25 protein-coding genes are annotated in these 23,523 nt (G+C 72.8%); 18 read left to right on the top strand and 7 right to left on the bottom strand.

Features of this window, described 5'->3' with window-relative positions; genetic code table 11:
- The first annotated feature begins 73 nt into the window (after positions 1 to 73).
- From QSK30_RS24005 to QSK30_RS23960, 10 genes are all read left to right on the top strand, one after another.
- Positions 74 to 937, top strand: a complete 864-nt coding sequence (locus QSK30_RS24005; protein ID WP_285505983.1) for an Fpg/Nei family DNA glycosylase — start codon at positions 74 to 76, stop codon at positions 935 to 937.
- A gap of 67 nt (positions 938 to 1,004) precedes the next feature.
- Positions 1,005 to 2,282, top strand: coding sequence for a sensor histidine kinase (locus QSK30_RS24000; protein WP_285505982.1), 1,278 nt, complete (start codon positions 1,005 to 1,007; stop codon positions 2,280 to 2,282).
- A gap of 49 nt (positions 2,283 to 2,331) precedes the next feature.
- Positions 2,332 to 3,204, top strand: a complete 873-nt coding sequence (locus QSK30_RS23995; RefSeq protein WP_285505981.1) for a S49 family peptidase — start codon at positions 2,332 to 2,334, stop codon at positions 3,202 to 3,204.
- A gap of 135 nt (positions 3,205 to 3,339) precedes the next feature.
- Entirely contained in the window at positions 3,340 to 4,149 is an 810-nt protein-coding gene (locus QSK30_RS23990; protein WP_285505979.1) for a LytR/AlgR family response regulator transcription factor, read from the top strand.
- Positions 4,146 to 4,541, top strand: a complete 396-nt coding sequence (locus tag QSK30_RS23985) for a hypothetical protein (RefSeq protein WP_285505978.1) — start codon at positions 4,146 to 4,148, stop codon at positions 4,539 to 4,541. Before QSK30_RS23990 ends, QSK30_RS23985 begins: the two co-directional genes overlap by 4 nt.
- A 30-nt stretch (positions 4,542 to 4,571) precedes the next feature.
- Positions 4,572 to 6,362 carry a sodium/solute symporter gene (locus QSK30_RS23980; protein WP_285505977.1) on the top strand — a complete coding sequence of 597 codons (1,791 nt, stop codon included), beginning with the start codon at positions 4,572 to 4,574 and terminating at the stop codon, positions 6,360 to 6,362.
- A gap of 81 nt (positions 6,363 to 6,443) precedes the next feature.
- A complete protein-coding gene (locus tag QSK30_RS23975) occupies positions 6,444 to 6,938 on the top strand; it encodes a SigE family RNA polymerase sigma factor (RefSeq protein ID WP_285505975.1) in 495 nt (164 codons plus the stop codon).
- On the top strand, positions 6,938 to 7,762 hold the full coding sequence (locus QSK30_RS23970) for a hypothetical protein (protein ID WP_285505973.1): 825 nt from the start codon (positions 6,938 to 6,940) through the stop codon (positions 7,760 to 7,762). The genes QSK30_RS23975 and QSK30_RS23970 overlap by 1 nt, the downstream gene beginning before the upstream one ends.
- Positions 7,763 to 7,810: 48 nt before the next feature.
- Complete coding sequence (locus QSK30_RS23965) at positions 7,811 to 8,152, top strand: rhodanese-like domain-containing protein (RefSeq protein WP_285506104.1); 342 nt, start codon at positions 7,811 to 7,813, stop codon at positions 8,150 to 8,152.
- Position 8,153: 1 nt separating this feature from the next.
- A complete protein-coding gene (locus QSK30_RS23960; protein ID WP_285505971.1) occupies positions 8,154 to 9,059 on the top strand; it encodes a DUF4328 domain-containing protein in 906 nt (301 codons plus the stop codon).
- Between the two features lie 21 nt (positions 9,060 to 9,080).
- Here QSK30_RS23960 and QSK30_RS23955 read toward each other — a convergent pair whose 3' ends face one another.
- The gene (locus QSK30_RS23955; RefSeq protein ID WP_285505969.1) at positions 9,081 to 10,262 is read right to left on the bottom strand and encodes a cytochrome P450; all 1,182 of its coding nucleotides are present in this window, start codon (positions 10,260 to 10,262) and stop codon (positions 9,081 to 9,083) included.
- Positions 10,263 to 10,350: 88 nt separating this feature from the next.
- On the opposite strand from QSK30_RS23955, the gene QSK30_RS23950 reads away from it, so the two are divergent.
- The 5 genes from QSK30_RS23950 (at position 10,351) to QSK30_RS23930 (ending at position 14,490) form a co-directional block, all read left to right on the top strand.
- Positions 10,351 to 12,159 carry a hypothetical protein gene (locus tag QSK30_RS23950; RefSeq protein WP_285505967.1) on the top strand — a complete coding sequence of 603 codons (1,809 nt, stop codon included), beginning with the start codon at positions 10,351 to 10,353 and terminating at the stop codon, positions 12,157 to 12,159.
- A 64-nt stretch (positions 12,160 to 12,223) separates the two neighbouring features.
- Positions 12,224 to 13,186: a DUF5926 family protein gene (locus tag QSK30_RS23945; RefSeq protein ID WP_285505965.1), complete on the top strand. Its 963-nt coding sequence runs from the start codon at positions 12,224 to 12,226 to the stop codon at positions 13,184 to 13,186.
- The gene (locus tag QSK30_RS23940) at positions 13,183 to 13,518 is read left to right on the top strand and encodes a DUF952 domain-containing protein (RefSeq protein ID WP_502871877.1); all 336 of its coding nucleotides are present in this window, start codon (positions 13,183 to 13,185) and stop codon (positions 13,516 to 13,518) included. The genes QSK30_RS23945 and QSK30_RS23940 overlap by 4 nt, the downstream gene beginning before the upstream one ends.
- Before the next feature lie 139 nt (positions 13,519 to 13,657).
- Complete coding sequence (locus tag QSK30_RS23935) at positions 13,658 to 14,149, top strand: SigE family RNA polymerase sigma factor (protein WP_285505962.1); 492 nt, start codon at positions 13,658 to 13,660, stop codon at positions 14,147 to 14,149.
- Positions 14,146 to 14,490: a hypothetical protein gene (locus QSK30_RS23930; RefSeq protein WP_285505960.1), complete on the top strand. Its 345-nt coding sequence runs from the start codon at positions 14,146 to 14,148 to the stop codon at positions 14,488 to 14,490. The genes QSK30_RS23935 and QSK30_RS23930 overlap by 4 nt, the downstream gene beginning before the upstream one ends.
- 73 nt (positions 14,491 to 14,563) lie before the next feature.
- Here the strand turns inward: QSK30_RS23930 and QSK30_RS23925 are convergent, their stop codons facing one another.
- A complete protein-coding gene (locus tag QSK30_RS23925) occupies positions 14,564 to 15,094 on the bottom strand; it encodes a ferritin (RefSeq protein WP_285505958.1) in 531 nt (176 codons plus the stop codon).
- A gap of 325 nt (positions 15,095 to 15,419) precedes the next feature.
- Positions 15,420 to 16,604 (bottom strand): arginine deiminase, encoded by a 1,185-nt coding sequence (locus QSK30_RS23920; protein WP_285506100.1) that lies wholly within the window; start codon positions 16,602 to 16,604, stop codon positions 15,420 to 15,422.
- Between the two features lie 183 nt (positions 16,605 to 16,787).
- Here QSK30_RS23920 and QSK30_RS23915 point away from each other — a divergent pair, with 183 nt between their 5' ends.
- Positions 16,788 to 17,354 carry a DM13 domain-containing protein gene (locus QSK30_RS23915; protein ID WP_285505956.1) on the top strand — a complete coding sequence of 189 codons (567 nt, stop codon included), beginning with the start codon at positions 16,788 to 16,790 and terminating at the stop codon, positions 17,352 to 17,354.
- Here the strand turns inward: QSK30_RS23915 and ligD (QSK30_RS23910) are convergent.
- Together ligD (QSK30_RS23910) and ligD (QSK30_RS23905) are read right to left on the bottom strand one after the other, a co-directional pair.
- The gene (gene ligD, locus QSK30_RS23910; protein WP_285505954.1) at positions 17,351 to 18,265 is read right to left on the bottom strand and encodes a non-homologous end-joining DNA ligase; all 915 of its coding nucleotides are present in this window, start codon (positions 18,263 to 18,265) and stop codon (positions 17,351 to 17,353) included. The two genes, QSK30_RS23915 and ligD (QSK30_RS23910), sit on opposite strands and share 4 nt — an antisense overlap.
- Positions 18,255 to 19,736, bottom strand: coding sequence for a non-homologous end-joining DNA ligase (gene ligD, locus QSK30_RS23905; RefSeq protein WP_285505951.1), 1,482 nt, complete (start codon positions 19,734 to 19,736; stop codon positions 18,255 to 18,257). The genes ligD (QSK30_RS23910) and ligD (QSK30_RS23905) overlap by 11 nt, the downstream gene beginning before the upstream one ends.
- Before the next feature lie 84 nt (positions 19,737 to 19,820).
- Between ligD (QSK30_RS23905) and QSK30_RS23900 the strand changes: the two genes are divergently transcribed.
- Complete coding sequence (locus tag QSK30_RS23900; protein WP_285505949.1) at positions 19,821 to 20,240, top strand: hypothetical protein; 420 nt, start codon at positions 19,821 to 19,823, stop codon at positions 20,238 to 20,240.
- Here QSK30_RS23900 and QSK30_RS23895 read toward each other — a convergent pair.
- Both QSK30_RS23895 and QSK30_RS23890 read right to left on the bottom strand, forming a co-directional pair.
- Positions 20,237 to 21,043, bottom strand: a complete 807-nt coding sequence (locus QSK30_RS23895) for a CPBP family intramembrane glutamic endopeptidase (protein ID WP_285505947.1) — start codon at positions 21,041 to 21,043, stop codon at positions 20,237 to 20,239. The two genes, QSK30_RS23900 and QSK30_RS23895, sit on opposite strands and share 4 nt — an antisense overlap.
- A 63-nt stretch (positions 21,044 to 21,106) precedes the next feature.
- On the bottom strand, positions 21,107 to 21,892 hold the full coding sequence (locus tag QSK30_RS23890) for a DUF2470 domain-containing protein (protein WP_285505946.1): 786 nt from the start codon (positions 21,890 to 21,892) through the stop codon (positions 21,107 to 21,109).
- 107 nt (positions 21,893 to 21,999) lie between these two features.
- On the opposite strand from QSK30_RS23890, the gene QSK30_RS23885 reads away from it, so the two are divergent.
- Positions 22,000 to 23,109, top strand: a complete 1,110-nt coding sequence (locus QSK30_RS23885; protein ID WP_285505944.1) for a hypothetical protein — start codon at positions 22,000 to 22,002, stop codon at positions 23,107 to 23,109.
- The last annotated feature ends 414 nt before the right edge of the window (positions 23,110 to 23,523 follow it).

Genomic DNA, 23,523 nt, shown 5'->3' with positions numbered 1-23,523 from the left:
CGGCCCGCGGGGTGGTGGCGACCGCTCGACCGCCAGGCATGACATCCGGGCCCGCAGCGGCGACACTGTGCTCGTGCCGGAACTCCCCGAGGTCGAGGCCCTGGCCCACCACCTGCGCGAACACGCCGTCGGCCGGACGGTCGCCCGGGTCGACGTGGCCTCGCTCAGCGTGCTCAAGACCGCCAGCCCACCGTGGACCGCGCTGCACGGGCGCACCGTCACGGCCGCGAACCGGTACGGCAAGTACCTGGACCTCGACGCCGACGGTGTGCACCTGGTCACCCACCTCGCCCGCGCGGGCTGGCTGCGCTGGGCCGACACCATGTCGGCCGCGCCGCCGCGCCCGGGCAAGGGGCCGCTCGCGCTGCGGGTGCACCTCGGGCCGCCCGGCCAGGGCCCCGGGTTCGACCTGACCGAGGCGGGCACCAAGAAGGGCCTGGCGGTGTGGATCACCGAGGACCCGGCGGCGATCGAGCAGATCGCCACCCTGGGCCCGGACGCGCTGGCGCTGACCAGGGACGAGTTCGCCGAGCTGCTCGCGGGCCACACCGAGCGGCTCAAGACCCTGCTCACCAGCCAGCGGGTGATCGCCGGCATCGGCAACGCCTACTCCGACGAGATCATGCACGTGGCGCGCCTGTCGCCCTACGCGACGCCCGCCCGGCTGGACGAGGAGTCGGTCGACCGGCTCTACGCCGCCGCCCGCACGGTGCTCACCGACGCGGTCGCCCGCTCGGTGGGCCAGGACGCCGCCCGGCTCAAGGGCGAGAAGCGCTCCGGTCTGCGGGTGCACGCCCGCACCGGCCTGCCGTGCCCGGTGTGCGGCGACACCGTCCGCGAGGTGTCCTTCGCCGACAAGTCCTTCCAGTACTGCCCGACCTGCCAGACCGGGGGGAAGCCGCTCGCCGACCGGCGGATGTCTCGCTTGCTGAAGTAACCCCGTGACGCAGCGGTACCGTGAGCCCGTCCTTGTCACACTTGCCGGTGAACAGGAGCCTGACCAGGTGGTCCAGTTATTGACCCAGCGCGCGTTCGTGGGTGTGCTCGCCACGCTCGTCGTGCTCGGTCTGTTCGTCGTGCTGTGCAGGCCCCGCAAGTCCGGGTCGTTCCACGACGCCGTGCTGGACACCGTGCAGCGCCTGTCCAAGGCCGCCCCGGAGCTGCGCAACGGGCTCACCGAGCAGGCCGCCGACCAGGCCGCCCAGCAGCTGCTGCAGATGCTCAAGTGCGTGGCCATCGGCATCTCCGACGCCGACGGGCGGCTGCTGTCCTGGGACGGTGCCGCCAACGACCACTACGTCGACCTGGAGGACCAGATCCTCGACGCGGTCCGGCACGGGCACCGCGCGCACGTCCAGCACGAGAACCTGCAGTGCCGCAGGCGGGGCAGCTGCCCGATGCGGGTGGCGGTGATCGTGCCGCTGATCACCGACGGCCAGCCGGAGGGCGCGCTGGTCGTGGTCGGCGGGCTGAACAACCACCGGCTCATCCGCGCCGCCGACGAGGTCGCCCGCTTCCTGTGCATCCAGCTGGAGCTGGCGAAGCTCGACGAGTCCAAGCAGCAGCTGGCCAGGGCCGAGACCAGGGCGCTGCGCGCGCAGATCTCGCCGCACTTCATCTACAACACGCTCAACACGATCTCCTCGCTGATCCGCACCGACCCGGAGCAGTCGCGCGAGCTGCTGCAGGACTTCGCCGCGTTCACCCGCTACTCCTTCCGCACCTCCGGGCTCTTCGCCACGCTGGCCGACGAGCTGAGCAACATCGACCGCTACCTGACCATCGAGTGCGCCCGCTACGGCGACCGGCTCAGCGTGCGGCTGCGGATCGCGCCCGAGGTGCAGTCGGTGGTGGTGCCGTTCCTGGTGCTGCAGCCGCTGGTGGAGAACGCGGTGCGGCACGGCATCGCCAAGAAGCCCGGCGGCGGCACGGTCAGCGTGTTCGCCCACGACAACGGCAACGAGGCGCTGATCACCGTCGAGGACGACGGGGTCGGCATGGACGCCGACCGGCTGTTCGAGGACCTGCGCGACGCGCACAAGACCGGGTCGCACGTCGGCGTGGGCAACATCAACCACCGGATGCGCCAGGTCTTCGGCGACGACTACGCGCTGATGGTCGAGACCGCCCCCGGCGCGGGCATGAAGATCACCCTGCGGGTGCCCAAGTACTTCCCCGGCGTGCGCCCCGACCTGCCGGACTTCTCCGGCGGCGACGACGAGGAGATGGACGGCCCGGGTGGCCCGGTGCCCCCGCAGGCCACCGCGCACGCGGGGTCCTGAGCCGGGTTCACCCGTCGCCCCGCGCTACCCGCACGTAATGTGGGCAGGTATGAGCGTGACCGAGAAGCTGGCCGCCCGGCTCCCCAGGATCGGCGAGCGGGGCGACCGCTCCCCGGTCGTCTCCGTCGTCCGGCTGCACGGGGTGATCACCCCGACGCCGTCCCCGCTGGCCCGCGGCGCCATCAACATCAACACCGTGGAGTCCGCCCTGACCAGGGCCTTCGACCACGACCGGCTGGTCGGGGTGGCGCTGGCGATCAACTCCCCGGGCGGCGCGCCGACCCAGTCCGCGCTGGTGGCCGAGCGGGTCCGCGAGCTGGCCGAGCGCAAGAGCGTCCCGGTGCTCGCCTTCTGCGAGGACGTCGCGGCCTCCGGCGGGTACTGGCTGGCCTGCGCGGGCGACGAGATCCACGCGCACGCCTCCTCGCTGGTCGGCTCGATCGGCGTGGTCTCCGCCGGGTTCGGCCTGTCCGGGCTGCTGGAGCGCTTCGGCGTCGAGCGCCGGGTGCACACCGCGGGCACCCGCAAGGTCCGGCTCGACCCGTTCCAGCCGGAGAACCCCGAGGACGTGGCCTGGCTGACCGGCCTGCAGTCGCAGCTGCACGACCAGTTCACCGGCTGGGTCCGCGACCGGCGCGGCGACAAGCTCGTCGGCGCGCCCGAGGACCTGTTCTCCGGGGAGGTCTGGACCGGGGCCAGGGCGCTGGAGCTCGGTCTGGTCGACGGGCTGGGCAGCCTACGCGCGGTGGTGGCCAAGCGCTTCCCGGACGCCGAGGTCGCGGTCGCCGAGCCCAAGCGGCCGCTGCTGGCCCGGCTGGGCATCGCGGGCGGCCCCGGGTTCGGCCTGTCCACTTCGGACCGGGTACTCGCCGCTGTCGAGGCCGTGGAGAACCGCGCAACGTGGTCCCGATTCGGGTTGTAGGGGACACGGGGGTGCGGAAAAGGTAAACGGGCTGTCACAATCTGTCGGAATGCTTCACCCTCTGGGCTGGACCTGGGTCGACCCGGAATTGCCCATGGACAGGCGACCGCACCAATCGGCAAGATTGCGCTCACCGTGAGTACAGCGAACAACACCCCCGGTCTCGTCGTTCTCGCCGTCGACGACGAGAAGGCTGGCATGGACGTGCTGGTCGAACGGCTGAACGGCAACCGCCACGTGCGCCGGATCCTCTCCGCCTTCGACGCCACCGAGGCGCTCCTCGTGCTGGCCGGGGACGACGAGGAGCTCGCCGCGCGCAAGGAGGCGGGCCAGTCCGTGGTCGACGCGGTCTTCGCCGACCTGGACATGCCCGGGCTCACCGGGATGGAGCTGGCCAAGGTGCTGGCCGGGTTCAAGCCCGCGCCGGTGCTGGTCTTCGTCACCGCGCACAGCCACGAGGCGGTCGCCGCCTTCGAGCTGGGCGCGGTGGACTACCTGCTCAAGCCCGCCGAGCAACCGCGGATGGACAAGGCCATGGAGCGGGTGCTGGCCAAGATCCACCAGAACGGCGGCGGGGGCGCCGCCGCGGTGCCGGAGCAGCGCGACGACGAGGTGATCCCGGTCGAGCTGGCGGGCACCACGAAGCTGGTGTCCCGCGCGGCCGTGCGCTGGGTGGAGGCCCAGGGCGACTACGCCCGGCTCTACACCTCCGACGGCTCGCACCTGGTCCGCATCCCGCTCGCGCAGCTCGAGGAGCGCTGGGAGAAGGCCGGGTTCGTCCGCATCCACCGCTCCTACCTGGTGCCGATCTCGCTGATCACCGAGCTGCGGATGGGCGGTTCCGGCTACTCGGTGGTGATCGGGCACGAGGAGAAGGTGCTGCCGGTCAGCCGCAGGCACACCCGCGAGCTCAAGGACCGCCTGGTCCGCGGCGGCGGGCCGTGAGCAGGTACCCGGCCGAGGGCGAGTCCACGCCCGCCCGGCCCCGGCGCAAGCGGGTGGTGCTGGCCGACTCGCGCGCCCCGGTCACCGTGCTGCGCACGGTGGTCGAGCTGGAGGAGCAGACGAGCTGGGCCGAGGAGGTCGTGCGCGGGTTCATCCGCACCCAGTTCTGGACCGCGGTCCGGCTCGCCCTGATCATCGCCGTCGTCTTCGGCAGCCTGCCGCTGGTGTTCTTCCTGGCCCCGGGCCTGTCCGGGGTGACCGTCGCCGGGGTGTCGCTGCCCTGGCTGCTGCTCGGCGTGCTGCCCTTCCCCCTGTTGTTCGGGATCGGCTATTGGTACAACGTGCTGGCCGAGCGGCACGAGCGGGACTTCGTCGACATGGTCGAGAAGTAGCCGCTTCCCCACGACTGGAATCCTGGTGCGTTGGAACTGAACCTGTGGGCAGTGGCGGCGATCCTGCTCGTCGGCCTGGCGACGTTCTCCCTCGGGTTCCGCAGCTCCCGGCTCGCCAGCACCACCCAGGACTTCCTGGTCGCCCGGCGCACCGTGCGCTCGCAGCGCAACGCCGCCGCGGTCTCCGGCGAGTACCTGTCCGCGGCGTCCTTCCTCGGTGTGGCCGGGCTGGTGCTCAAGGACGGCGCCGACGCGCTCTGGTACCCGATCGGCTTCACCGCGGGCTACCTGGCGCTGATGCTGTTCGTCGCCGCGCCGCTGCGCCGGTCCGGGGCCTACACGCTGCCCGACTTCGCCGAGGCGCGGCTGGGCTCGCGCGGCCTGCGCAGGCTCTCCACGGCGTTCGTGGTGTTCATCGGGATCCTCTACCTGGTCCCGCAGTTCCAGGGCGCGGGCCTGACCGTGCACCAGATCCTGCCCACCCTGCCCACCTGGGTCGGCGGCGCGCTGGTGGCGGTGGTGGTGATCGTCAACGTCTTCGGCGGCGGCATGCGCGCGGTCACCGTCGTGCAGGCGTTCCAGTACTGGCTCAAGCTCTTCGCGATCGCCGCGCCCACCTTCGTGCTGTGCGTGCTGTTCGTCGGCGACGGCGGGGTGCGCGGGCTGGGCGCCACCGGGCTCTCCGAGGCGGCGCCGCCCCGGTTCACCGCCGACACCGCGGTGAACGTCGAGACCGATGTGGTGCTGCACGTCGAGGAGCCGGTGTGGCTGACGATCACCGGCCGCGCCGACTCGGCCAACGCCGACGGCGTGGCGTTCTGGGGGCCGGGCACGCACACCGTGGACGAGGGCACCGAGCTGCGCTTCACCGCGGGCTCGGCCACCCCGGTCGTGCAGGGCGCGCCGAGTGACAACCGGACCTGGCTGAGCCCGGTCACCGGTTCCGGCGACCTGTTCACCACCTACTCGCTGATCATCGCGCTGTTCCTGGGCACCATGGGCCTGCCGCACGTGCTGGTGCGCTTCTACACCAACCCCGACGGCAAGGCGGCCCGCCGCACCACGCTGCACGTGCTGCTGCTGCTGGGCCTGTTCTACGTCTTCCCGATGCTGCTCGGCGCGCTGTCGCGGATCTACGCGCCGGAGCTGCTGGTGTCCGGCCGCACCGACGCGGCCGTGCTGGCGCTGCCGATGAAGATCGCGCCCAACACGCTGGGCGAGATCCTCGGCGCGATCACCGCGGCGGGCGCGTTCGCGGCGTTCCTGTCGACCTCATCCGGGCTGGTCGTCAGCGTCGCCGGGGTGCTCTCCACCGACGTGCTCAAGGGCCGGGTGCGCGACTTCCGGTTCGGCACCGCGCTGGCGGGCAGCGTGCCGCTGCTGCTGGCGCTGGTGCTGCGGCCCAGCGACATCTCGCTCAGCGTCGGCATGTCCTTCGCGCTGGCCGCCTCCACCTTCTGCCCGGTGCTGCTGCTGGGCATCTGGTGGCGCAAGATCACCTGGGTCGGCGCGGCGGCCGGGATGCTGGTCGGTGGGGTGCTGGTGCTGGTCTCGCTGACGATCACCACGATCAGCGGCTACACCGGCGGCTGGGCGCCCGCCTTCTTCCAGCAGCCCGCGCTGGCCACCGTGCCGATCGCGTTCCTGGTGGTGATCGTGATGAGCAAGGCCACCCAGGGCAAGATCCCGCCGGACACCAACCGGATCCGGATGCGCATGCACGCGCCGGACCGGCTCGGGTTCATCCGCGACCGCGACGTCGCCCGGTTCGGCACCGCCGAGGAGCGCTCCCGGCTCGCCAACGGCCGCCACCGCCGCTGATCCCGCCGCTGATCTCGCCGCGCGCGCAACCCCGGGCGCCCGTCGTGCGTAGACACCACGACAACTGGGGAGGTGTCGGGGTTGGCGCGGGCACGGGACACGGAGTTCGCCGAGTTCTTCTCGGCCCGCTTCGACACCTACCGGCGGATCGCGCACGCGCTGTGCGGGGACTGGGCGGAGGCCGAGGAGATCGCGCAGGAGTCGTTCGTGAAGGTCTACGCGCGCTGGTCGAAGATCCGCCGGGAGACCGCCGACGCGTACCTGCGCACCGTGGTGACCAGGGCGTTCCTGGACACCCGGCGCCGTGGCCGGGCCCGCGAGCACAGCGTCCCCGAGGTCCCGGACACCGCGGTCGACGGCGAGTCGGACGTGCCCGAGCAGCAGGTTCTCCGGGCGGCCCTGCTGGGGGTGCCACCCGGACAACGAGCCGTGCTCGTGCTGCGCTTCGTCGCGGACCTGTCCGTTGACGACGTGGCCAGTGCGCTCGGGTGTTCCCCGGGCACGGTCAAGAGCCAGACCGCGCGCGGGCTCGTCGCGCTGCGGGCGGCGTACCCGGCGAGTGCGAGGAGCGTGTGATGTCGGCCGACGAGCAGCAGGCGTTGCGCGCGCTGATCGAGGTACCCGCTCCCGCGCCGACCACCACCCTGGAGGTGGTGCTGCGCCGAGGCCGTGCGCGGGTCCGGGTCCGGCAGGCCGGTTCGGTGCTGGCCGTCGTGGTGGTCGTCGGCTTGCTCGGCGCGCTGGTCGCCTGGATCCAGGTCCCGGCGCACCGGCTGCCCGCGGCCACCCCGCACCTGGCGGGCGAGGAGGTCGGCTGGCCGCGAGCCGCGCTGCCCGCGAAGACCGGTGCCACGCCGTGGCAGCGGGTCGGGCCGCACCCGGCCACGTTGTCGGTGTGTCCCAGCAGCCAGGTGGGCGCGGTGCCGACCGGGATCGGGGACACCGCCGAGGCGACCCTGCAATCGGTGCGCGACCTGCTGGTGGCCACCGTCCGCGACGCGCGGATCGGCTACTGGACCGACCTCGACCCGGCCGTGCACCGCTACAGCCTCGACATCACCGACGCCGACGGGGTCGGCAGCGTCGACCTGATGACCAGCGCGTACTCCACCGACCCGGGTACCGCCGCCGACACGCTGGCCTTCACCGAGCGCAACTGCCTGCCCCCCAAGCGCGCGGTGCTGACCGACAGCTCGGTGGCGCAGGTCTACCCGGTCGCGCCCGACGGCGACCAGTCGATCCGGTTGACCGCGCGGCTGTTCCGCCCGGACGGCCGGATGCTCGTGGTGGTGGTGCGCAGCCGCGCGGGGGTGCCCTTCGGCAGTTGGGACCGCGGCACGCTGCCGCTCTCGGAGCAGCAGCTGGCGCAGACCGCGCTGCGGCTCGCGGCCGTCGGGTAGGCCCTTCACCCGCGTTCTACGGGCGCACGTGGCAGCATCGATGCCGTGATGCCCAACAGCGTGCCCACCGTGTCCGTCGCCGACCTCACCGGGCAGCCACCGGCCGAGGTCGTCCTGCTCGACGTGCGCGAGCAGGACGAGTGGGACGCCGGGCACGCGCCCGACGCCGTGCACATCCCGATGGGTGAGCTCAGCGCCCGGTTGGGCGAGCTGCCCGACGACGCGCCGGTCTACGTGATCTGCCGGTCCGGCGGCCGGTCGGCGCGGGTCACCCAGTACCTCACGGTGAACGGGTGGGACGCCAGCAACGTCGAGGGCGGCATGCAGTCCTGGGCGGCCGCCGGTCACCCGGTGGTCACCGACTCCGGTACCGCGCCGCAGGTCATCTGAGGTGCGACCAGGACTCCGGTACGACTGGGTGGCGACGCCGCCGCCCGGGGTGAGCGCGCCCGCGCCCCGCCGGGTCCAGGTCCGCTACCTCGGTCCACCGGCCTACCGCACCCCGCCGAGGTGGGGTTTCCCGGTCCTGGCCTGGCGGTGGCAGTCGACCGCGGCCGACGCCGAGTCGCCCGAGGTCACCGCGGCCGCGGGGGTCGAGCGGGTGCGGGTTCGCGCGCGGGCGGCCGTGTCGGCGTTGTGGCTGCTCGCCGTGCTGGCGCTGGTCGCCGCGGGCGCCGAGGCCTGGCGCTACGCCCTGCTGGTGCAGAGCCGGACCGGCGCGCTGCCCAGGGGCACCGTGCGGTTCTCCGACACGCTGGTGCTCACCGGCTCGATCTTGTCGCTGGTCCTGGGCGTGCTGGCCGCGGGCGCGACGCTGTGGTGGCTCTACGCCGCCCGCCGCGCCGCCGCCGAGCGGGCCGGGTTCGCCCCCGCCCGGCCGGACTGGGAGGTCGGGCCGAGCCTGCTGATCCCCGGCTACAACCTGGTCGTGCCCGGCGCGATCATGGCCGAGCTCGAGCACGCGGTGTTGCGCAGGCCCGCGGAGGAGCGGCCGCGGCCGACCCCGCTGCTGCGCGCCTGGTGGATCGCGTGGGCGGCGAGCGGGCTGTTGTTCGCCGTCACGGTGGTGTGGCGGCTGCGCGACTCGGTCCAGGCGCAGGCCGACGGCGTGCTGCTGACCGCGGCGACCGACCTGGCCGCCGTGGTGGTCGCCGTGCTCACCGCGCGGGTGGTCACGCGGCTGTCGTCGTTGATCTCCCCGGTGAACCCGGCGAGCGTCCGCCTGATGCGGGTGGTGCGGGTCGATGGCGCACCCGCGGTCGAGCGGGCCGTGCGTCCCGCGACCGCGACTCGCTGATCGGCCTGCGGTGTGCGCTGGTCAGCAGACCGGCAGTGTCCGCAGGCCCCTGATCACGAACTCCGGCCGCCGCTCCGGTTCGGCGGCCGGCCGCAGCCCGGGTAGCCGGGTGGTGAGCGCGCGCAGTGCGCCCGCCACCTCGAGCCGGGCCAGCGGGGCGCCGACGCAGTAGTGGATGCCCGCGCCGAACCCGAGGTGCGGGTTGGGCGCGCGGCCGAGGTCGAGCCGGTCCGGGTCGTCGAACACCAGCGGGTCGCGGGCCGCCGCGCCGAGCAGGGCGGCGATCTTGTCCCCGGGCTCGACCAGGTGGCCCGCGACGCGCACCGGCTCGGTCGCGGTGCGCTCGAAGAGCTGCAGCGGCGCGTCGAAGCGGATCAGCTCCTCCACCGCGGTGGGCAGCAGTGCCGGGTCGGCCACCAGCCGGTCCCACTGGTCGCGGTGGCGCAGCAGGGCCAGCACGCCGTTGCCGACCACGTTGACCGTCGCCTCGTGGCCCGCCATCAGCAGCAGCACCCCGGTCGCCACGAGTTCGTCGGTGGTGAGCCGGTCCGTGCCGTCGCGCACCGCCACCAGGTCGCTGACCAGGTCGTCGCCCGGTTCGACCGCCCGGCGTTCGGCGAGTTCGCGTAGGTAGTCGGCGAACTCCCGGGCGGCCCGCTCGGCCGCCGCGGCCTGCTCGGCGGGGAGGCCGTACTCGTACATCTTCACGATCGCGTTCGACCACGGTCGCAGCCGGTGCCGGTCCTCGGCGGGCACGCCCAGCAGCTCGCCGATCACCTCGATCGGCAACGGCGCGGCCAAGCCGGTCAACAGGTCGGCGTGGCCGTCGGCGGCGATCCGGTCCGCCAAGTCGGCCACCATCCGGTCGGCGAGGGCGTCCACGGTCGACCGCAGCCGCTCGGTGTGCCCGCGCCCGAACGCCGCGGCGATGAGCCTGCGCAACCGGGTGTGCGTCGGGGGTTCGTTCTCCAGCAAGGAGTTCCGGTGCAGCAGGTTGAACGCGGCGAACTCGGCCACCGGCTCCTTGTCCGTCCACAAGCGACCGAGCGAGCGCTCCCGCAGCACCGCCGAGCAGGCCGCGTGCGAGACCGCGACGGCGAGGCCGAGCCGCTCGTTCCAGTGCACCTCGCCCCGGGCGCGCAGTGCGGCGAACACCGGGTACGGGTCGGCGACGAACGCCGGGTCGGCGGGGTCGAAGCTCACCCGGCCACGTTACTGCCTGCGGTGTCACTACCTGCGGTGTCGCGTGCTCCTTGCTAGCTTCGGGGCACCAATCGCCAGGGAGTCCGAAGTGGTCGTCTCAATCGAACTGTTGACATTGGACGAACCGCCGCCCGAGCCCGCCGTGCGCCTGCGCCCGCGGGCGGTGGCCGCGCGGGTCCTGGTGCACGCCGCGTGGGTCACGCTGCTCTCGGTGGCCGTCGTGGCCAGGGTGGGCCGCTTCGGGTTCAACCCCACCGACCAGGGGTTCATCCTGGGCGCGAGCTGGCGGGTCCTGCACGGCGAGGTCCCGCACCTGGACGTCATCTCGGCCCGGCCGCTGGGCTCGGCGGTGCTGCACACGATCGACTTCGCGCTGCCCGCCCCGCTGTTCCTGGCCTCCTCGTTCGTGATGATGGTGGAACTGGCGGTGGCCACCATCGCCTGCGCGGCGCTGCTCACCCGCAGCTCACCGCTGACCTGGGGGCCGCTGCGCACCGGGCTGGTGGCCGCGGCCGCGCTGGTCAACCTGCACGGGTTCCCGCTGATGGCCTGGCACACCGTCGACGGGATCTTCCTCGTCTCGGTCGGCTGGTGGCTGCTCGACATCGGACTGCGGTCGGACTCCGCGTGGCCCCGGCGGATCGGGCTGTTCCTGCTCGGGTTCGCGGTGATGTGCAAGCAGAGCTTCATGTTCGGTGTGCCCGTGGGGGTCCTGCTGGTGTTCCTGCACCCGGCCCGGCGCGCAGACCCGCGCGGTGGCCGGTGGTGGGGCCGGTTGCTCGTCGACCTGGTGTGCCTGGGCGCCTTCCCGCTCGGCTACCTCGGGGTCGTCGCGGCCGCGGGTGGCCTGCGGCAGGCGGTCGACCAGCTGACCGGCGGCGCGGGTGCCTGGGGCGGCAACCTCCTGGACTTCTGGGACTCTGCCGTAGGCCCCGACCAGAAGGCCGTCTACCTGCTGCTGGCGTGCCTGGTGCTCGCCGGCGCGGCGTGGTCGCTGCGGTCGAGGCTCGGCGGCGCGGGGGTGTGGGTGCGCTTGGTGCCGACCCTGGTGGCCGCCGCGGTGCCGCTGTACCTGCTCCACCACGCCACACTCGGGTACCCGCTGCTCGTGGCGGTACCGCTGCTGTGGGTGTTCCTCGTGACGGTGGTGGTCACCGCGATCGCGTACCGCGAGGTGCCGTGGTGGCCGCTGGCGATCGGCCTGCTGGCGTACATGGCGTCCCTGTCGTGGGGGTACAACGTCCCGGCGCTGCTCGCGGGCACGCTCGTGCTCGGCACCCTGGACCTGCTGGTCCGCCACTTCCCCGACCTGCCCGCCCGGCTGCCCCGGATCGCCTGGCGCGTGGTCGGCTCGGTGCTGGGCGCCGCGGCCCTGGTGGTCGCCGGGCTGTCGGTCGCCGCGGCGCACGACCGGGCTCCGTACGCGGACCTGCCGCAGGGCAGCCTCACCGCGGACCTCGGCGACGTCACGCCGACCTTGCGCGGTGTGCGGTCGAACCCCAGCGTGCACACCTACGTGCGGCAGATCGGCGACTGCCTGCGCCGCTACCCCGCGGCGAGGGTCGCGGTGCTGCCGGAGAACGCGTTCGTCTACCCGGCTTTCGGGGTGCGCAACCCGTTGCCGATGGACTGGCCGGTGCCCTTGGAGCTGATCGGCGACGCCACCAGCAGGGTGGTCGCCGCCGCGGGTGACCTCGACCGGGCCGGTGACTACCTGGTGCTGTTCGAGACCGTCTCCGGGCGCGCCCTGGCCACCGGCGCCCCGGTACCCGCCCAGGTGGCGTCGGACGCCCCGATCGTGCGCTACTCGGGCGTGGAGGACGCCATCCGCGCCGAGCTCACCGGGCGCCCGGTCACCTGCGGCAGCTTCGTCGGCGTGTGGTCCCCCCGACCGTGAGCCCGCGCGCGGTTGGGTAGCGTCCGGCCCACTCGGTTCACCGGTCTCGATGAGGAGCTCGCAGATGTCCAGGCGATCCGCCGTGAAGAACGTGCGCAAGGCCAAGACCCCGGACGCCTCTGGCATCGGCCCCCGCCAGCCCTGCCCCTGCGGCTCCGGCAAGCGCTACAAGGCCTGCCACGGTTCGGCCGGTGGCGCCGTGGACGTCCCGGTGGCCCGCCCGTTCGAGGGGCTGGCGGCCGAGGGTGAGCTGATCGCGCTGCGCGAGTTCGTGCCGTCGGGCACCGCCGCGCTGACCCTGCTCGACGGCGGCGACCGCCAGGTCACCCTGGCCACCGTGCTGCCGATGGCCGCGGCCGCGCTGGTGCGCGCCGACGGTGTGGCCTACGTGGGCCTGCAGGTGCAGACCCGGTCCAGCGACATCAGCCGCGACCTGGCCCGCGCGGTGCGCTGGGTGCTCGACGCCGCGCCCGGTGACGTGCTCGGCGTGGTCGGCCCGGAGACCGCCGAACCGGGTGAGCGGCCGGAGCGGCTGCAGGACCTGCTCGACCCGGCCGCCGCGCTGGACCCGGTGGTGCACACCGACTTCACCTGGTGGATGCCCGAGGGCAGCGAGCCGACCGGTGAGGTCGCGCTGTCGCTGGAGCGGGCCAACAGCGCCATCCTGCCCACCGAGCGGATCGGTCCGTCGGCCTACTGGGTCGACGCGGGCGAGAAGGCGCACCTGCGCTGGGTCCGCCCGGAGCCGGAGGAGGACCTGCTGGCCGCGCTGGCCCGGTTGCACGCCTGCGGTGAGCTCGGCCTGGGCGAGGGCTCGCGCTACGCGGGCTCGTTCCGGGCGCACGGCCTGCTGGTGCCGGTGTGGGACCTCGACCGCGAGCTGCACGCCCGCGAGTGGACCGAGGGCGTCGACGCCCTGGGCACCCGGCTGGACGCGGCGCTGGCCTCGCTGGCCGACGAGCCGCTGACCGGCGACGAGCGCCGGGCCCGCGACGGCCTGCTCGGCAGGCAGATCACGATCCGGTGATCCTGCACATCACCACCCGCGAGCAGTGGCCCGCCGCCGAGGTGGCGCCACTGCCCGGCGAGGACTTCGTGCACTGCTCGGACCCGGGCACCGTGCACCTGCCCGCCACCCGGCTGTTCGCGGGCCGGACCGACCTGCTGCTGCTGGAGATCGATCCGGCCCGCCTGGGTGTGCCGCTGCGGTGGGAGGCAGGCGCGCCGCCGATCCCGGGTGGCCCGTGGTTCCCGCACGTGTACGGCCCGATCCCGGCCGCCGCCGTGGTGGCCGTGCACGAGTTCCCGCCCGGCCCGGACGGCGCTTTCGACCTGCCGCCGTCGCTCGCGCTGCGCTAGCTCGAGCCGGGGATCGAGCCGGGGGCCTAGAGGCAGGTAACGGTCGGGACTCGCCCGGCAACGGGACCGCTCGGTCGGGCGTGCTCAAGGTGCCGGGGCCAAGGGGGTCCCGACGTCACGGGGAAGGCCCACGGCGGGGATGGACGACTTCGCTGAGTTCGCGGGCAGCGCCATGCCCGGGTTGCTGCGCTACGGCCACGCGCTGACCGGCAACCCGCACGACGCGGCGGACCTCGTGCAAGGGGTGCTGGAGAAGGTCGGCTCGCGCTGGCCCGCGGTCGTGCGCCGCTCGGGCGACCCGCTGGCCTACACGCGCCGGGCGATGGCCAACGCGCACGTGAGCCGCTGGCGGCGGTCGCGGCGGGAGAACCTGGTCGCCGACGTGCCGGACTGCCCGGCCGCCCGGGCGCGCTACGCCTTCGAGGACGAGCCGCTGTGGCGGGCCCTGCGCACGCTGCCGCCGCGCCAGCGCGCGGTGATCGTGCTGCGCTACTACGAGGGACTGTCCGAAGTGGAGATCGCCAACACCCTGGGCGTCACGGCGGGAACGGTGAAGAGCCAGGCCAGCAAGGCGATGTCGGCCCTGCGCTGCGCGCTGGCCGACGCCGTCGACGGGAGGTGCGAGGCGTGAACGTCGACCAGGAGCTGCGCAGGCTGTTCGCCGACGACCGGCTGGACGTGCCCGCGAAGGCGGGTGCCGCCGAGGCGGTCGTGGCGGGTGCGCACCGGGTGCGCAGGCGGCGGGTGGCGGCGGGCGCCGCGGGCGGGGCGGTGCTGGCGGCGCTGCTGGTCACCGGTGGTGTGGTGCTGGCCGGGATGGGGTCGGCGAGCCAGTTGCCGCCCGCGGGACCCGGGCTGCCCACGGCGACGCCGACCGCGCAGACCACCATCGCCCCGACCGAACCCTCGGACGCCCTGCGGTACCCGACCGCGGGGGCGACGGATCCGCCCAGCATCCCCGCGAGCCGCTAGGGCGGGCCGCTGGACAGCACGGACGCGGGGACGGTGTCCGTCCCCGCGTCGTCGTCCGGTTAGCGTGTCCCAGTCAGAGCGCCCCGCCCGCGGCGCGGGGAGCCAGCGGGTCGTGGCCGCCTTCGCCGACGACCTCGCGGGCGAGGTAGTTCTCCACGTCGAACAGGTTGCCGTTGGCCCGCTTGACGACGTTGAGCAAGGTCGACATCGAGGCCACCTCCTCGACCTGTTCCTTGAGGAACCACTGCATGAACTGCTCGCCCTTGTAGTCGTCCTCGTCCCGCGCGACCTTGGCCAGCGTGATGATGTCGTCGGTGACGCCGCGTTCCTGCTGCAGCGCCAACGTGATCAGCTCGGCCGGGTCGGAGAAGTCGTTGCGGACGTCGTCGATTCCCGGGATGGCGACCGGGATGTCGGTGTCCAGCAGGTACTGCGTGATCATCATGGCGTGGTTGCGCTCCTCGAGCGCCTGCCGGTAGAAGTGCTTGGCCAGCCGCGGGAGGTCCTGTCCGTCGAACCAGACCGCCAGCGCCGTGTACTGCTGCGAGGCGGTGAACTCGTTGCGGATCTGGGCCTGCAGGAGCTGGTGGAACTTCGTGGTCATGGCCCTGACAATACGCTGACGGCCCCGCGCGGAGCCAATTGTTCTGGCCATTCCGGCGGAATATTGATCACGTTAGGCAAGGCTTAGGAATGATATTTCAGGTTAGGCATTCCTAAGCTTTTCGGCGGGATTCACCATATCGGGCGAGCCCGTTCGACCGGCGCGCCGCGGCGGGCGGTGCCAGGATCTCCCCGACCCCGACCGGTACCCGAGGAGCACGATGCAGACCGAACGCAGGTGGCAGGCCGCGGCCGCCACCGCCCTGTTGACCGTGTTCGGCCTGCTCGCCTACCTCGCCCTGCGCTGGATGCTCGCTTAGCCGCGATCAGAGCGCGTCGCGGGTCACCGGGCAGGACATGCAGCGCGGCCCGCCGCGGCCGGTGCCCAGCTCGGAGCCGCTGATCCGGAGCACCTCTATCCCGGCGTCCTCCAGCCGCGAGTTCGTCTCCACGTTGCGCTCGTAGGCCACGACCACACCCGGCGCGACCGCCAGGGTGTTGTTGCCGTCGTCCCACTGCTCGCGCTCGGCGGTCACCGGGTCCAGGCCGGTGTCGATCACCCGCAGCCGGTCGATGCCCATCGCGGTGGACGCGGCGTCGAGGAACGGCGTCGGGCCCTCGACCCGCACCCCGCCCGCCCCGTCCGGGCGCAGGCTGTAGGCGCGCAGGGTGTCGCGCACCGCCGGGTACATCACCACGGCGTCCCGGTCGACCATGGTGCACACGGTGTCCAGGTGCATCGTGGCCCGGTCCTGCGCGATCGGCACCGCCAGCACGGTGTGCGCGAGCCCGTCGCGGAAGGCCGAGCGGGCCAGCGACTCCGCGCCCGCCGGGGTGGTGCGCTCGCCGACCCCGATGGCGATCACGCCGGGCGCCAGCAGCAGCACGTCGCCGCCCTCGACGGGGGCCGAGTGCGCGCCGTACGCGCGGCCCGCGGTGCGGAAGCGCGGGTGGTAGGCGTAGATCAGGTCGAGCAGCGCGGTCTCCCGGGCCCGGGCGGGCATCGCCAGCGACGCGATGGCCACCCGGTCGCCGATCCAGACCGACGAGTCGCGGGTGAACAGCAGGTTGGGCAGCGGGTCGACGACGAAGTCGTGCGGGTGGTGCATCTTGCGCACCAGCGAGGCGCCCTCGGCGGCGGGCAGCTCCTCGAAGGTCATGCCCGCCATCAGCACGTCGGCCAGGCCCTTGGCGTCCACCGTGGCCAGGTAGCCCGCCAGCGCGTCGGCCAGCTCGTTGCCCAGCCGCCGCCGGTCGACCGCGGTGGTGGCCGCGGCGGCGTGCGCGCGCTCGTCGGCCAGCGCGACGACCAGGCTGTCCGAGAGCAGCATGACCTCGACCCCGCGCCCGGTGAGCACGTCGGCGAAGGCGTCGTGCTCGTCCTGGGCGCGGTCGACCCAGGGGATGCTGTCGAAGAGGAGCTGGTCGTTGTTCCTCGGCGTGAGGCGCTTGAGCTCGTTGCCCGGGCGGTGCAACAGCACCGTGCGCAGCGGGCCGACCTCGCTGTCCACGCGCGGGGAGGGGGCGGGCTGCTCGGCGTCGGGGACGTCCGGGATGTCAGCGGTCACGAAACGAGCGTAACCACTCAGTAAGGAAAACGCTGCCTGCGACCGGGCATAATGGCGAAGAACGCCACAGATCGCCATGCTTGTTTGCGAATCGTTAAGTGAAGGGCCGGTTTTATGCGCGGATCGTTGCGTCGCAGGGTGGTCTGGGGTGGCGTTATCACCGCCCTGGCCCTGTTGATCGTCGGATTGTGGTTGTTCCAGCCCTGGAAGCTGGTCACGCACAACTCGGTGGACGAGGCCGTCCCCGCCGCGTTCGAGGCCCCGACGGCCACCGCCACGACTCCCGAGACCGCCGCGACCGCCGCGCCTTCAGTGACTTCGACTCCGCCGGTGCTCACCACCGCGCCCGCGGGGCCGAAGGTGCTGGGTGAGGGCGCGTTCGTGAGCCAGGAGCACCCCACCCGAGGGACCGCCCGGGTGCTCGAGCAGGGTGGCGCCCGGCTGCTGCGGCTGACCGGGTTCTCCACCTCGGACGGCCCGGACGTGCACGTCTGGCTCTCGGCCGCCCCCGCGGGCGCGGACTGGCACGCCTACGACGACGGCCGCTACGTCCGGCTGGGCAAGCTCAAGGCCACCGACGGCAACATCAACTACCCGATCCCCGCCGACGCCGACCTGACCGGCATGCGCAGCGTCGTCATCTGGTGCGACCGGTTCAACGTGGCCTTCGGGTCCGCCCCGGTCGACCTCTAGCGCGGCAGCCGCGGCGCCTTGCCCGCCAGCAGCGGCGCGAACAGGTCGCCGTGCTCCTCGACCCGGTCCAGCACGTCGTCGGCGGTGAACACCAGGTCCTCGGGGGCGCGGCAGGCGGCGACCTCGGCCCAGGTGAGCGGGGTCGAGGCGGTGGGCAGCGGGCGGGCGCGCAGCGAGTACGGCGCGACCGTGGTCTTGTTCGGGTTGTTCTGGCTCCAGTCTATGAACACCTTGCGGGGGCGCAGGTTCTTCGCCATCCGGGACACCACCAGGTCGGGCAGCTCCTTCTCCAGCCGCTCGGCCATGGCCTTGGCGTAGTCGGAGGTGCGGGTGTCGGAGGCGGTGGTCACCGCCGCGTAGAGCTGCATCCCCTTGGAGCCGCTGGTCTTCGCGACGACGTCGAGGCCGTCGTCGGTGAGCAGCTCGCGCAGCCGCAGCGCCACCCGGGCGCACTCGACGATGGTGGCGGGCGGGCCGGGGTCGAGGTCGAACACCAGCCGGTCGGGGTGCCGCTTGCCGCCCCGGGCGCCCACCGTCCACTGCGGGACGTGCAGCTCCAGGCCGGCCAGGTTCGCCGCCCACACCAGCGACGGCAGGTCGCACAGCAGCGCGAAGTCCAGCGACTCCGCGCCGGTCGAGCTGCCCGGGGTCTCGATGGTGACGGTGCGGATCCACTCGGGGGAGTGCCGCGAGGCGTTCTTCTCGAAGAACCCCGGTTTGGCCACGCCGTCGGGGAAGCGGCGGAAGGTGACCGGCCGGTCGAGCAGGTGCGGTGCCAGCACCGGCGCGACCCGGCTGTAGTAGTCGATCACGTCGCCCTTGGTGAACCCGTCCTCGGGGTAGAGCACCTTGTCCAAGTTGGACAGTCGCAACCGCCTGCCGTCGACCTCGACCAGCACCTCACCGGCCACCGCCCGACCACCCCTCGACGTCCTCGGGACCCTTGTCCGGCCGCAGCCCGCGCCAGGCGGGCGCGCGCATCCGGCCGTCGGCCGTCCAGTCCCGGAACACGACCTCGCCCACCAGTGTGGGCCGCACCCAGCGCGCGTGCCGGGCGCGCTCGCGCGGCACCTCGTTGCAGAACGGCGGTGTCTTGCGCTCCAGGCGCAGCAGCTTCGCGGTGAGCTCGCGCAGCGCCTCGTCGGTGAACCCGGTGCCGACCTGGCCGACGTAGCGCAGCCCGTCGGGGGAGGGCACGCCCAGCATCAGCGAGCCGAACACGTCGCCGCGCCTGCCCTCGCCGGGGCGCCAGCCGCCGATGACCACCTCGACGGCCCGCAGGTCGGTGATCTTGCGCCAGTCCGGGGTGCGCCTGCCCGGGTGGTACCGGGAGGCCAGCCGCTTGGCGATGATGCCCTCGAGCTGCTGGTCGCGGGCGGTCTCCAGCACCGCGGGCCCCTCGCCGGGGTAGCTCGGCGAGGTGTTCCAGTGCGGGCCGCGCAGGCCGAGGCCGAGCAGCAGCTCGCGGCGCTCGGTGTAGGGCAGGGCGGCGCACGGGCGGCCGTCGAGGTGCAGCACGTCGAAGACCACGTAGGTCACCGGCAGGTCGACGGCCAGCTTGCGGGTGAGGCGCTCGTCGTCGACGTGCATGCGCTTCTGCAGGGCGGCGAACGAGGGCTTGCCGTCGGCGAAGGCCACCACCTCGCCGTCGAGCCACACCTGGGTGCTGCCCAGCTCCTCGCCGAGCGCGCGCAGCTCGGGGTAGGTGGCGGTGATGTCGTTTCCCTTGCGGGAGAACAGCCGCAGCCTGCCACCGTCCACTCGGGCCAGTGCGCGGACACCGTCCCACTTGAACTCGTAGGCCCAGTCCTCGTCCTCCTCGGCGGTGGGCAGCGCGCCGGGGGAGGCGAGCATCGGCTCGAGGGTCTGCGGCAGCGGCACCCAGTCGGGGCGCTGCGGCGGTTCGGAGCGGCGGACCATCCAGTCGCGGTCGGACTTGCCGCCGTGGAAGAAGGTGTACCTGCCCTGCACGCGGCCGCCGGCGAAGACGACCGCCACCTCGCGCTCGCTCCACTTGACTGTCTCGTAGGTGCCGCGGTCCCAGATGACCATCCGACCGCCGCCGTACTCGCCCTTGGGGATCTCGCCCTCGAAGGTCGCGTACTCCATCGGGTGGTCCTCGGTGTGCACGGCCAGCCGGATGTCGCCGGGTTCGGTGGGCAGGCCCCTGGGGACCGCCCAGCTCACCAGCACGCCGCCGCGTTCCAGCCGGACGTCCCAGTGCAGCCTGCTGGCGTGGTGCTCCTGGATGACGAACGCCAGGGTGTCGCCGTCCGCGCCGGTTTCGAGCACGGCGCTGTCGAGCACGGCGTCCTCGGCCGGGACGGGTTCGGGGGTGCGCCCGGCGTCCCGCTTCCGGCGGTACTCGCCCAGGCCAGCCATGGCCCCATTGGTACCCGGAGCTGCGTCGATCCGCTAGCGGAAAGGTATTGAAACGCTGTTACGTAACACTGTAATCTTTCCGGCATGACCACTTTCGCACTCTCCGACGCCAGCCGGGTGCTGGCGGGCACCGTCCTGCTCTCCATCGTCGGCATCGAGTTCGGCGGCTGGTACCTGATGCGGCTCGCCCGCGGCCAGGCCCCGGCGACTCCGTTCCAGCAGCGGTTCGCCCGCGCGGGTCACGCGCACGCGGGCGTGCTCGTCACCCTCGGGCTCGTCTGCCTGGTGTTAGCCGACGGCGCGGCCCTCACGGGCGCGCTCGGCTGGCTCGCACGACTCGGCGTGCCACTCGCCGCGGCCCTGATCCCGGCGGGGTTCTTCTTCTCGTCCATGGGACGGGGCGAGGTCGTGCGGCCCAACCGGTTGATCGGCCTGGTCTGGGCGGGTGCCGTCGCGCTGGCGGTGGGGGTGGTGTCGATCGGGGTCGGGCTGTTGGTGGCCTAGGGCAGCCAGGACACCTTGCCGCGCAACAGCGAATATCCCACGAAGGCCACGAAGTCGAGCAGCGTGTGCGCGATGACCAACGGCCACAACCGGTTCGTCCGCTGCCACACGCGGCCGAACACCAGTCCCATGACCAGGTTGCCCACGAAGCCGCCGAACCCCTGGTAGAGGTGGTACGAACCGCGCAGCACTGCGGCGAACACGAGCGAGGAGTTCTCCCGGAACCCGAGGTGGCGCAACCGGCTGATCAGGTACCCGACCACCAGCACCTCCTCGGCCCACGCGTTGCCCGCGGCCAGGAGGGTCAGCACGACCGGTCGCCACCAGGTGTCGTCCAGAGTGGACGGAGCCACCGCGAGGTTGATCCCGAGGGCGTGGCTGACCAGGTAGAACCCGAGCCCGGGGAGCCCGATCAGCGTGGCCAACCCGACCCCGGCCGCAGCGTCGGACCCCTTGCGGCGCCCGTCGAGCCCGACCTGCGCCAACCGCATGCCCGCGCGGTAGAGCAGGTAGAGACCGAGGGTCCCCCAGGCGACGAGCCGCACGACGCCGAGGAGTTGTTTGAGCAGGTCGATCAGGCCGAGGTCGGCCTGCGGGACGTTGATGGCGACGGTCTGCCTGCTGAGCGCGACGGGTTGCAGCAGGGCGTCCACAAGGGACAGCAGACTGCTCAGCCCGGAGAGGCCGAGGGTGATCGAGAAGACGATGACCAGCTCGATCCGCACCAGCCGCCGCTGCTCGGGATCGTCGATGAAGTCGGAGCCGTCGCGCACCGGCGCCAGCCACTCCCGCAGTCTCCCCACCCTGCGGGAAGCTACTCGCCCCCGTGTGTGGACGCCCTACAACGCCGGGTGGTCGGCGGGGGGCTAGCCCGCGCTGCGGGCGGCCAGGAACGGACAGCCGACGAGTCGCCGGAGTTCGGCGCTGAGTTCCGTCGGGGTGCTGACCGGGTGGGAGAAGGCGAGGCGGACGTCGTGGTCGGCGTCGGCGGCCTCCACGCGCAGGCGCAGACCGAAGCGGTCCAGGCCGAGCGGGCGCACGTGGCCGCCGCGCAGGTCTTCGGGGAGGTGGCGGACGAGGGCGCCCACGACGTCGGTGTGCGTGACCTCCAGGTGGCGCAGCCACCCGGCCTCGAACGCGGCGAACGGGTCCGGTTCGGCGGCGGTGAACGCGGCCAGGGCCACCGAGTGCGAGCCCTCGGCGTCGGCCAGGACCAGGGAGGCGGGGATGAGCCGGAGCAGCGCGGCGCCGTGACCGAGATCGAGCAGCCGCGGGTCGGGCCTGCGCTCGGCGACCACGAGGGCCTGGGCGCGCGACTCCTCCTCGGACAGCGCGCGGAGCCACCCGGTGATCCACAGCAGCCCGCGGATCGGCTCGCGCAGGGGCACCGGGGCCGCGTCGGCGAGCTCCACCATCGTGGCCAACTCCCCGCGCGGCGCCTGCCAAGCGGCGGCGACCAGTTCGTGGTCGTCGGGCAGCAGGACACTGACGGTGCCGTCGTCGTGCACGTGGTGCAGCAGCGGCGAGATCCGGTCGGACCCGCTCGGGTCGGTCGCCGGGACCAGCGTCGCCCGACCACCCAGGGCCGCGATGGTGCGCGCCCGCTCGGCCGGATGCGGTGCCGGCGGACGCGGCGCGTCGCTTCGGGTCACTGCCACACCTCCTGACTTAGGCCACCCTAACTTGTGTCGGGTCCGCTGGGAAGTCGTCTACCACGAACTGGCTACGCTGCCCAGGTCAACCGCCACCGGGAGGGCACATGAGCAAGGTCACCCAGCGCGAGGCAGCCGCCGTGGAACCACCGGTCGAGGGACCCGCCATCGAGGACCTGGCCACCGCCCGCGCCCTGACCTCGATCCGGCTCCCGCTGATCGGGCTGCCGTTCGCGGTACTCCTCTTCGGTGTCCCGGCGGTCTGGCTGATCGCGGCGGGCGGGGGTTGGATCGGCATAGCGATCCTGACAGTAGCGGCGCTGGCCTTCCTGGTCACCCTCGTGCTCGCGGTGCTGATCAGCGGCCGGTGGATAGGTCCCGCCACCCGCCTGCTGCGCACCTCCCCGTGGCGCCCCGCGACGGTCAAGGTCTTCCGCCCCACCCGGGGCCTGCCCAAGGCCCGCCTCCTGGCCCGGTTCCCGGACGGCTCGACCCTGAACCTGCTCGCACCCGCGCTCCCGTGGGCGGCACAGCAGGTCCTGGCCCGCACCGGCAAGATCTGGCTCGTCGGCCCGGACGACAAGGGCTGGACCGCGATCCGCTCGACCGGCCTCGCCCTGCCGTTGGGCCAGGCGAGGGTGAGCACGGCGGAGTTCACCAGCGCCTACGAGATCTCGGTGGAACAGCCCGCCCCCGTCCGCGCCTCGCTGGCCTCGGCAGATGCGGTACTGGCGAGGGTGATCGCCGCACCACGCAAGCGCGCCCGCACCGACCTGGTCGCCCCGGCCCTGCTGACGATCTTCGCCGGCTTCATCGTCGTGGACCTGCTGCGTCGTGGGATTCGAGCGGACCAGGTGTGGCTGTCCATCGGCGTCTTCGTGGGAACCCTGGCGATCCTGGCACTGCTGGGATGGCGCATCCACCGGATGCTGCACTGGTCGAAGATCGACCGACTCCTGGCAGCCGGGCCGTGGACGCAGGTGCCAGTCGACCTACCGGCCCCGACCCGAGTCACCCGCAAGACAGTGACCGGCCAGGCAACGCTGCCAGACGGCCGAGTCGTGCCGGTTGTCCTGCCACGGGCTGGATCGTCGTTGCGGACGAACGTTGCGGCTACGGGGGTGCTGTGGGTGGCGGGGAAGCCAGAGGCAGGACTAACGGCGGCCGCAGGCTTGCCCGGTTACCCATTCCTGAACCTGGCACACTTCGGGGAGTAATTCGGCGGGAATGCAGACCCGCTGCAAAACCACGGCAGAGTCTCGCCTCGCCACCACCCAATGGCAGCGGATAGGCCAATCCCGCTGGCACACAATAGGATCCTGACCCCGCCGATACCGCAGCGGATAGGCCGACCCCGCCCGCACCCAAGTGAATCCCGTCCCCCAGCAAACCGCAGCGGTGAGGCCGACCCCGCCCGCACCCAAGTGAATCCCGTCCCCCAGCAAACCGCAGCGGTGAGGCCGACCCGGCTGGTACGCAAGTCCCGTTACGGATGCTCGATCTGGTGGACTCGCTTCGTGTGGGGGGAGAGTGCCGCTAAACTTGCCGTGGGTGGGGATGCCCTTACCTGCCCTTTTCTCTCCACCGCGGTGCTCTAGGGGCCCCGCACGAAGCGAGTTCACTAGATCGAG

It is taken from the genome of Actinokineospora sp. NBRC 105648 (genome assembly GCF_030269645.1).
GTDB lineage: Bacteria > Actinomycetota > Actinomycetes > Mycobacteriales > Pseudonocardiaceae > Actinokineospora.
This window is presented reverse-complemented; position numbering and strand designations above follow the sequence as displayed.

Bases quoted from the DNA above. Each gene is read 5' to 3' on its own strand.
- QSK30_RS23995 (WP_285505981.1), top strand. From the start codon at position 2,332: ATGAGCGTGACCGAGAAGCTGGCCGCCCGGCTCCCCAGGATCGGCGAG.
- QSK30_RS23970 (WP_285505973.1), top strand. From the start codon at position 6,938: ATGTCGGCCGACGAGCAGCAGGCGTTGCGCGCGCTGATCGAGGTACCC.
- QSK30_RS23965 (WP_285506104.1), top strand. From the start codon at position 7,811: ATGCCCAACAGCGTGCCCACCGTGTCCGTCGCCGACCTCACCGGGCAG.
- QSK30_RS23945 (WP_285505965.1), top strand. From the start codon at position 12,224: ATGTCCAGGCGATCCGCCGTGAAGAACGTGCGCAAGGCCAAGACCCCG.
- QSK30_RS23935 (WP_285505962.1), top strand. From the start codon at position 13,658: ATGGACGACTTCGCTGAGTTCGCGGGCAGCGCCATGCCCGGGTTGCTG.
- QSK30_RS23925 (WP_285505958.1), bottom strand. From the start codon at position 15,094: ATGACCACGAAGTTCCACCAGCTCCTGCAGGCCCAGATCCGCAACGAG.
- ligD (WP_285505951.1), bottom strand. From the start codon at position 19,736: ATGGCTGGCCTGGGCGAGTACCGCCGGAAGCGGGACGCCGGGCGCACC.
- QSK30_RS23900 (WP_285505949.1), top strand. From the start codon at position 19,821: ATGACCACTTTCGCACTCTCCGACGCCAGCCGGGTGCTGGCGGGCACC.
- QSK30_RS23885 (WP_285505944.1), top strand. From the start codon at position 22,000: ATGAGCAAGGTCACCCAGCGCGAGGCAGCCGCCGTGGAACCACCGGTC.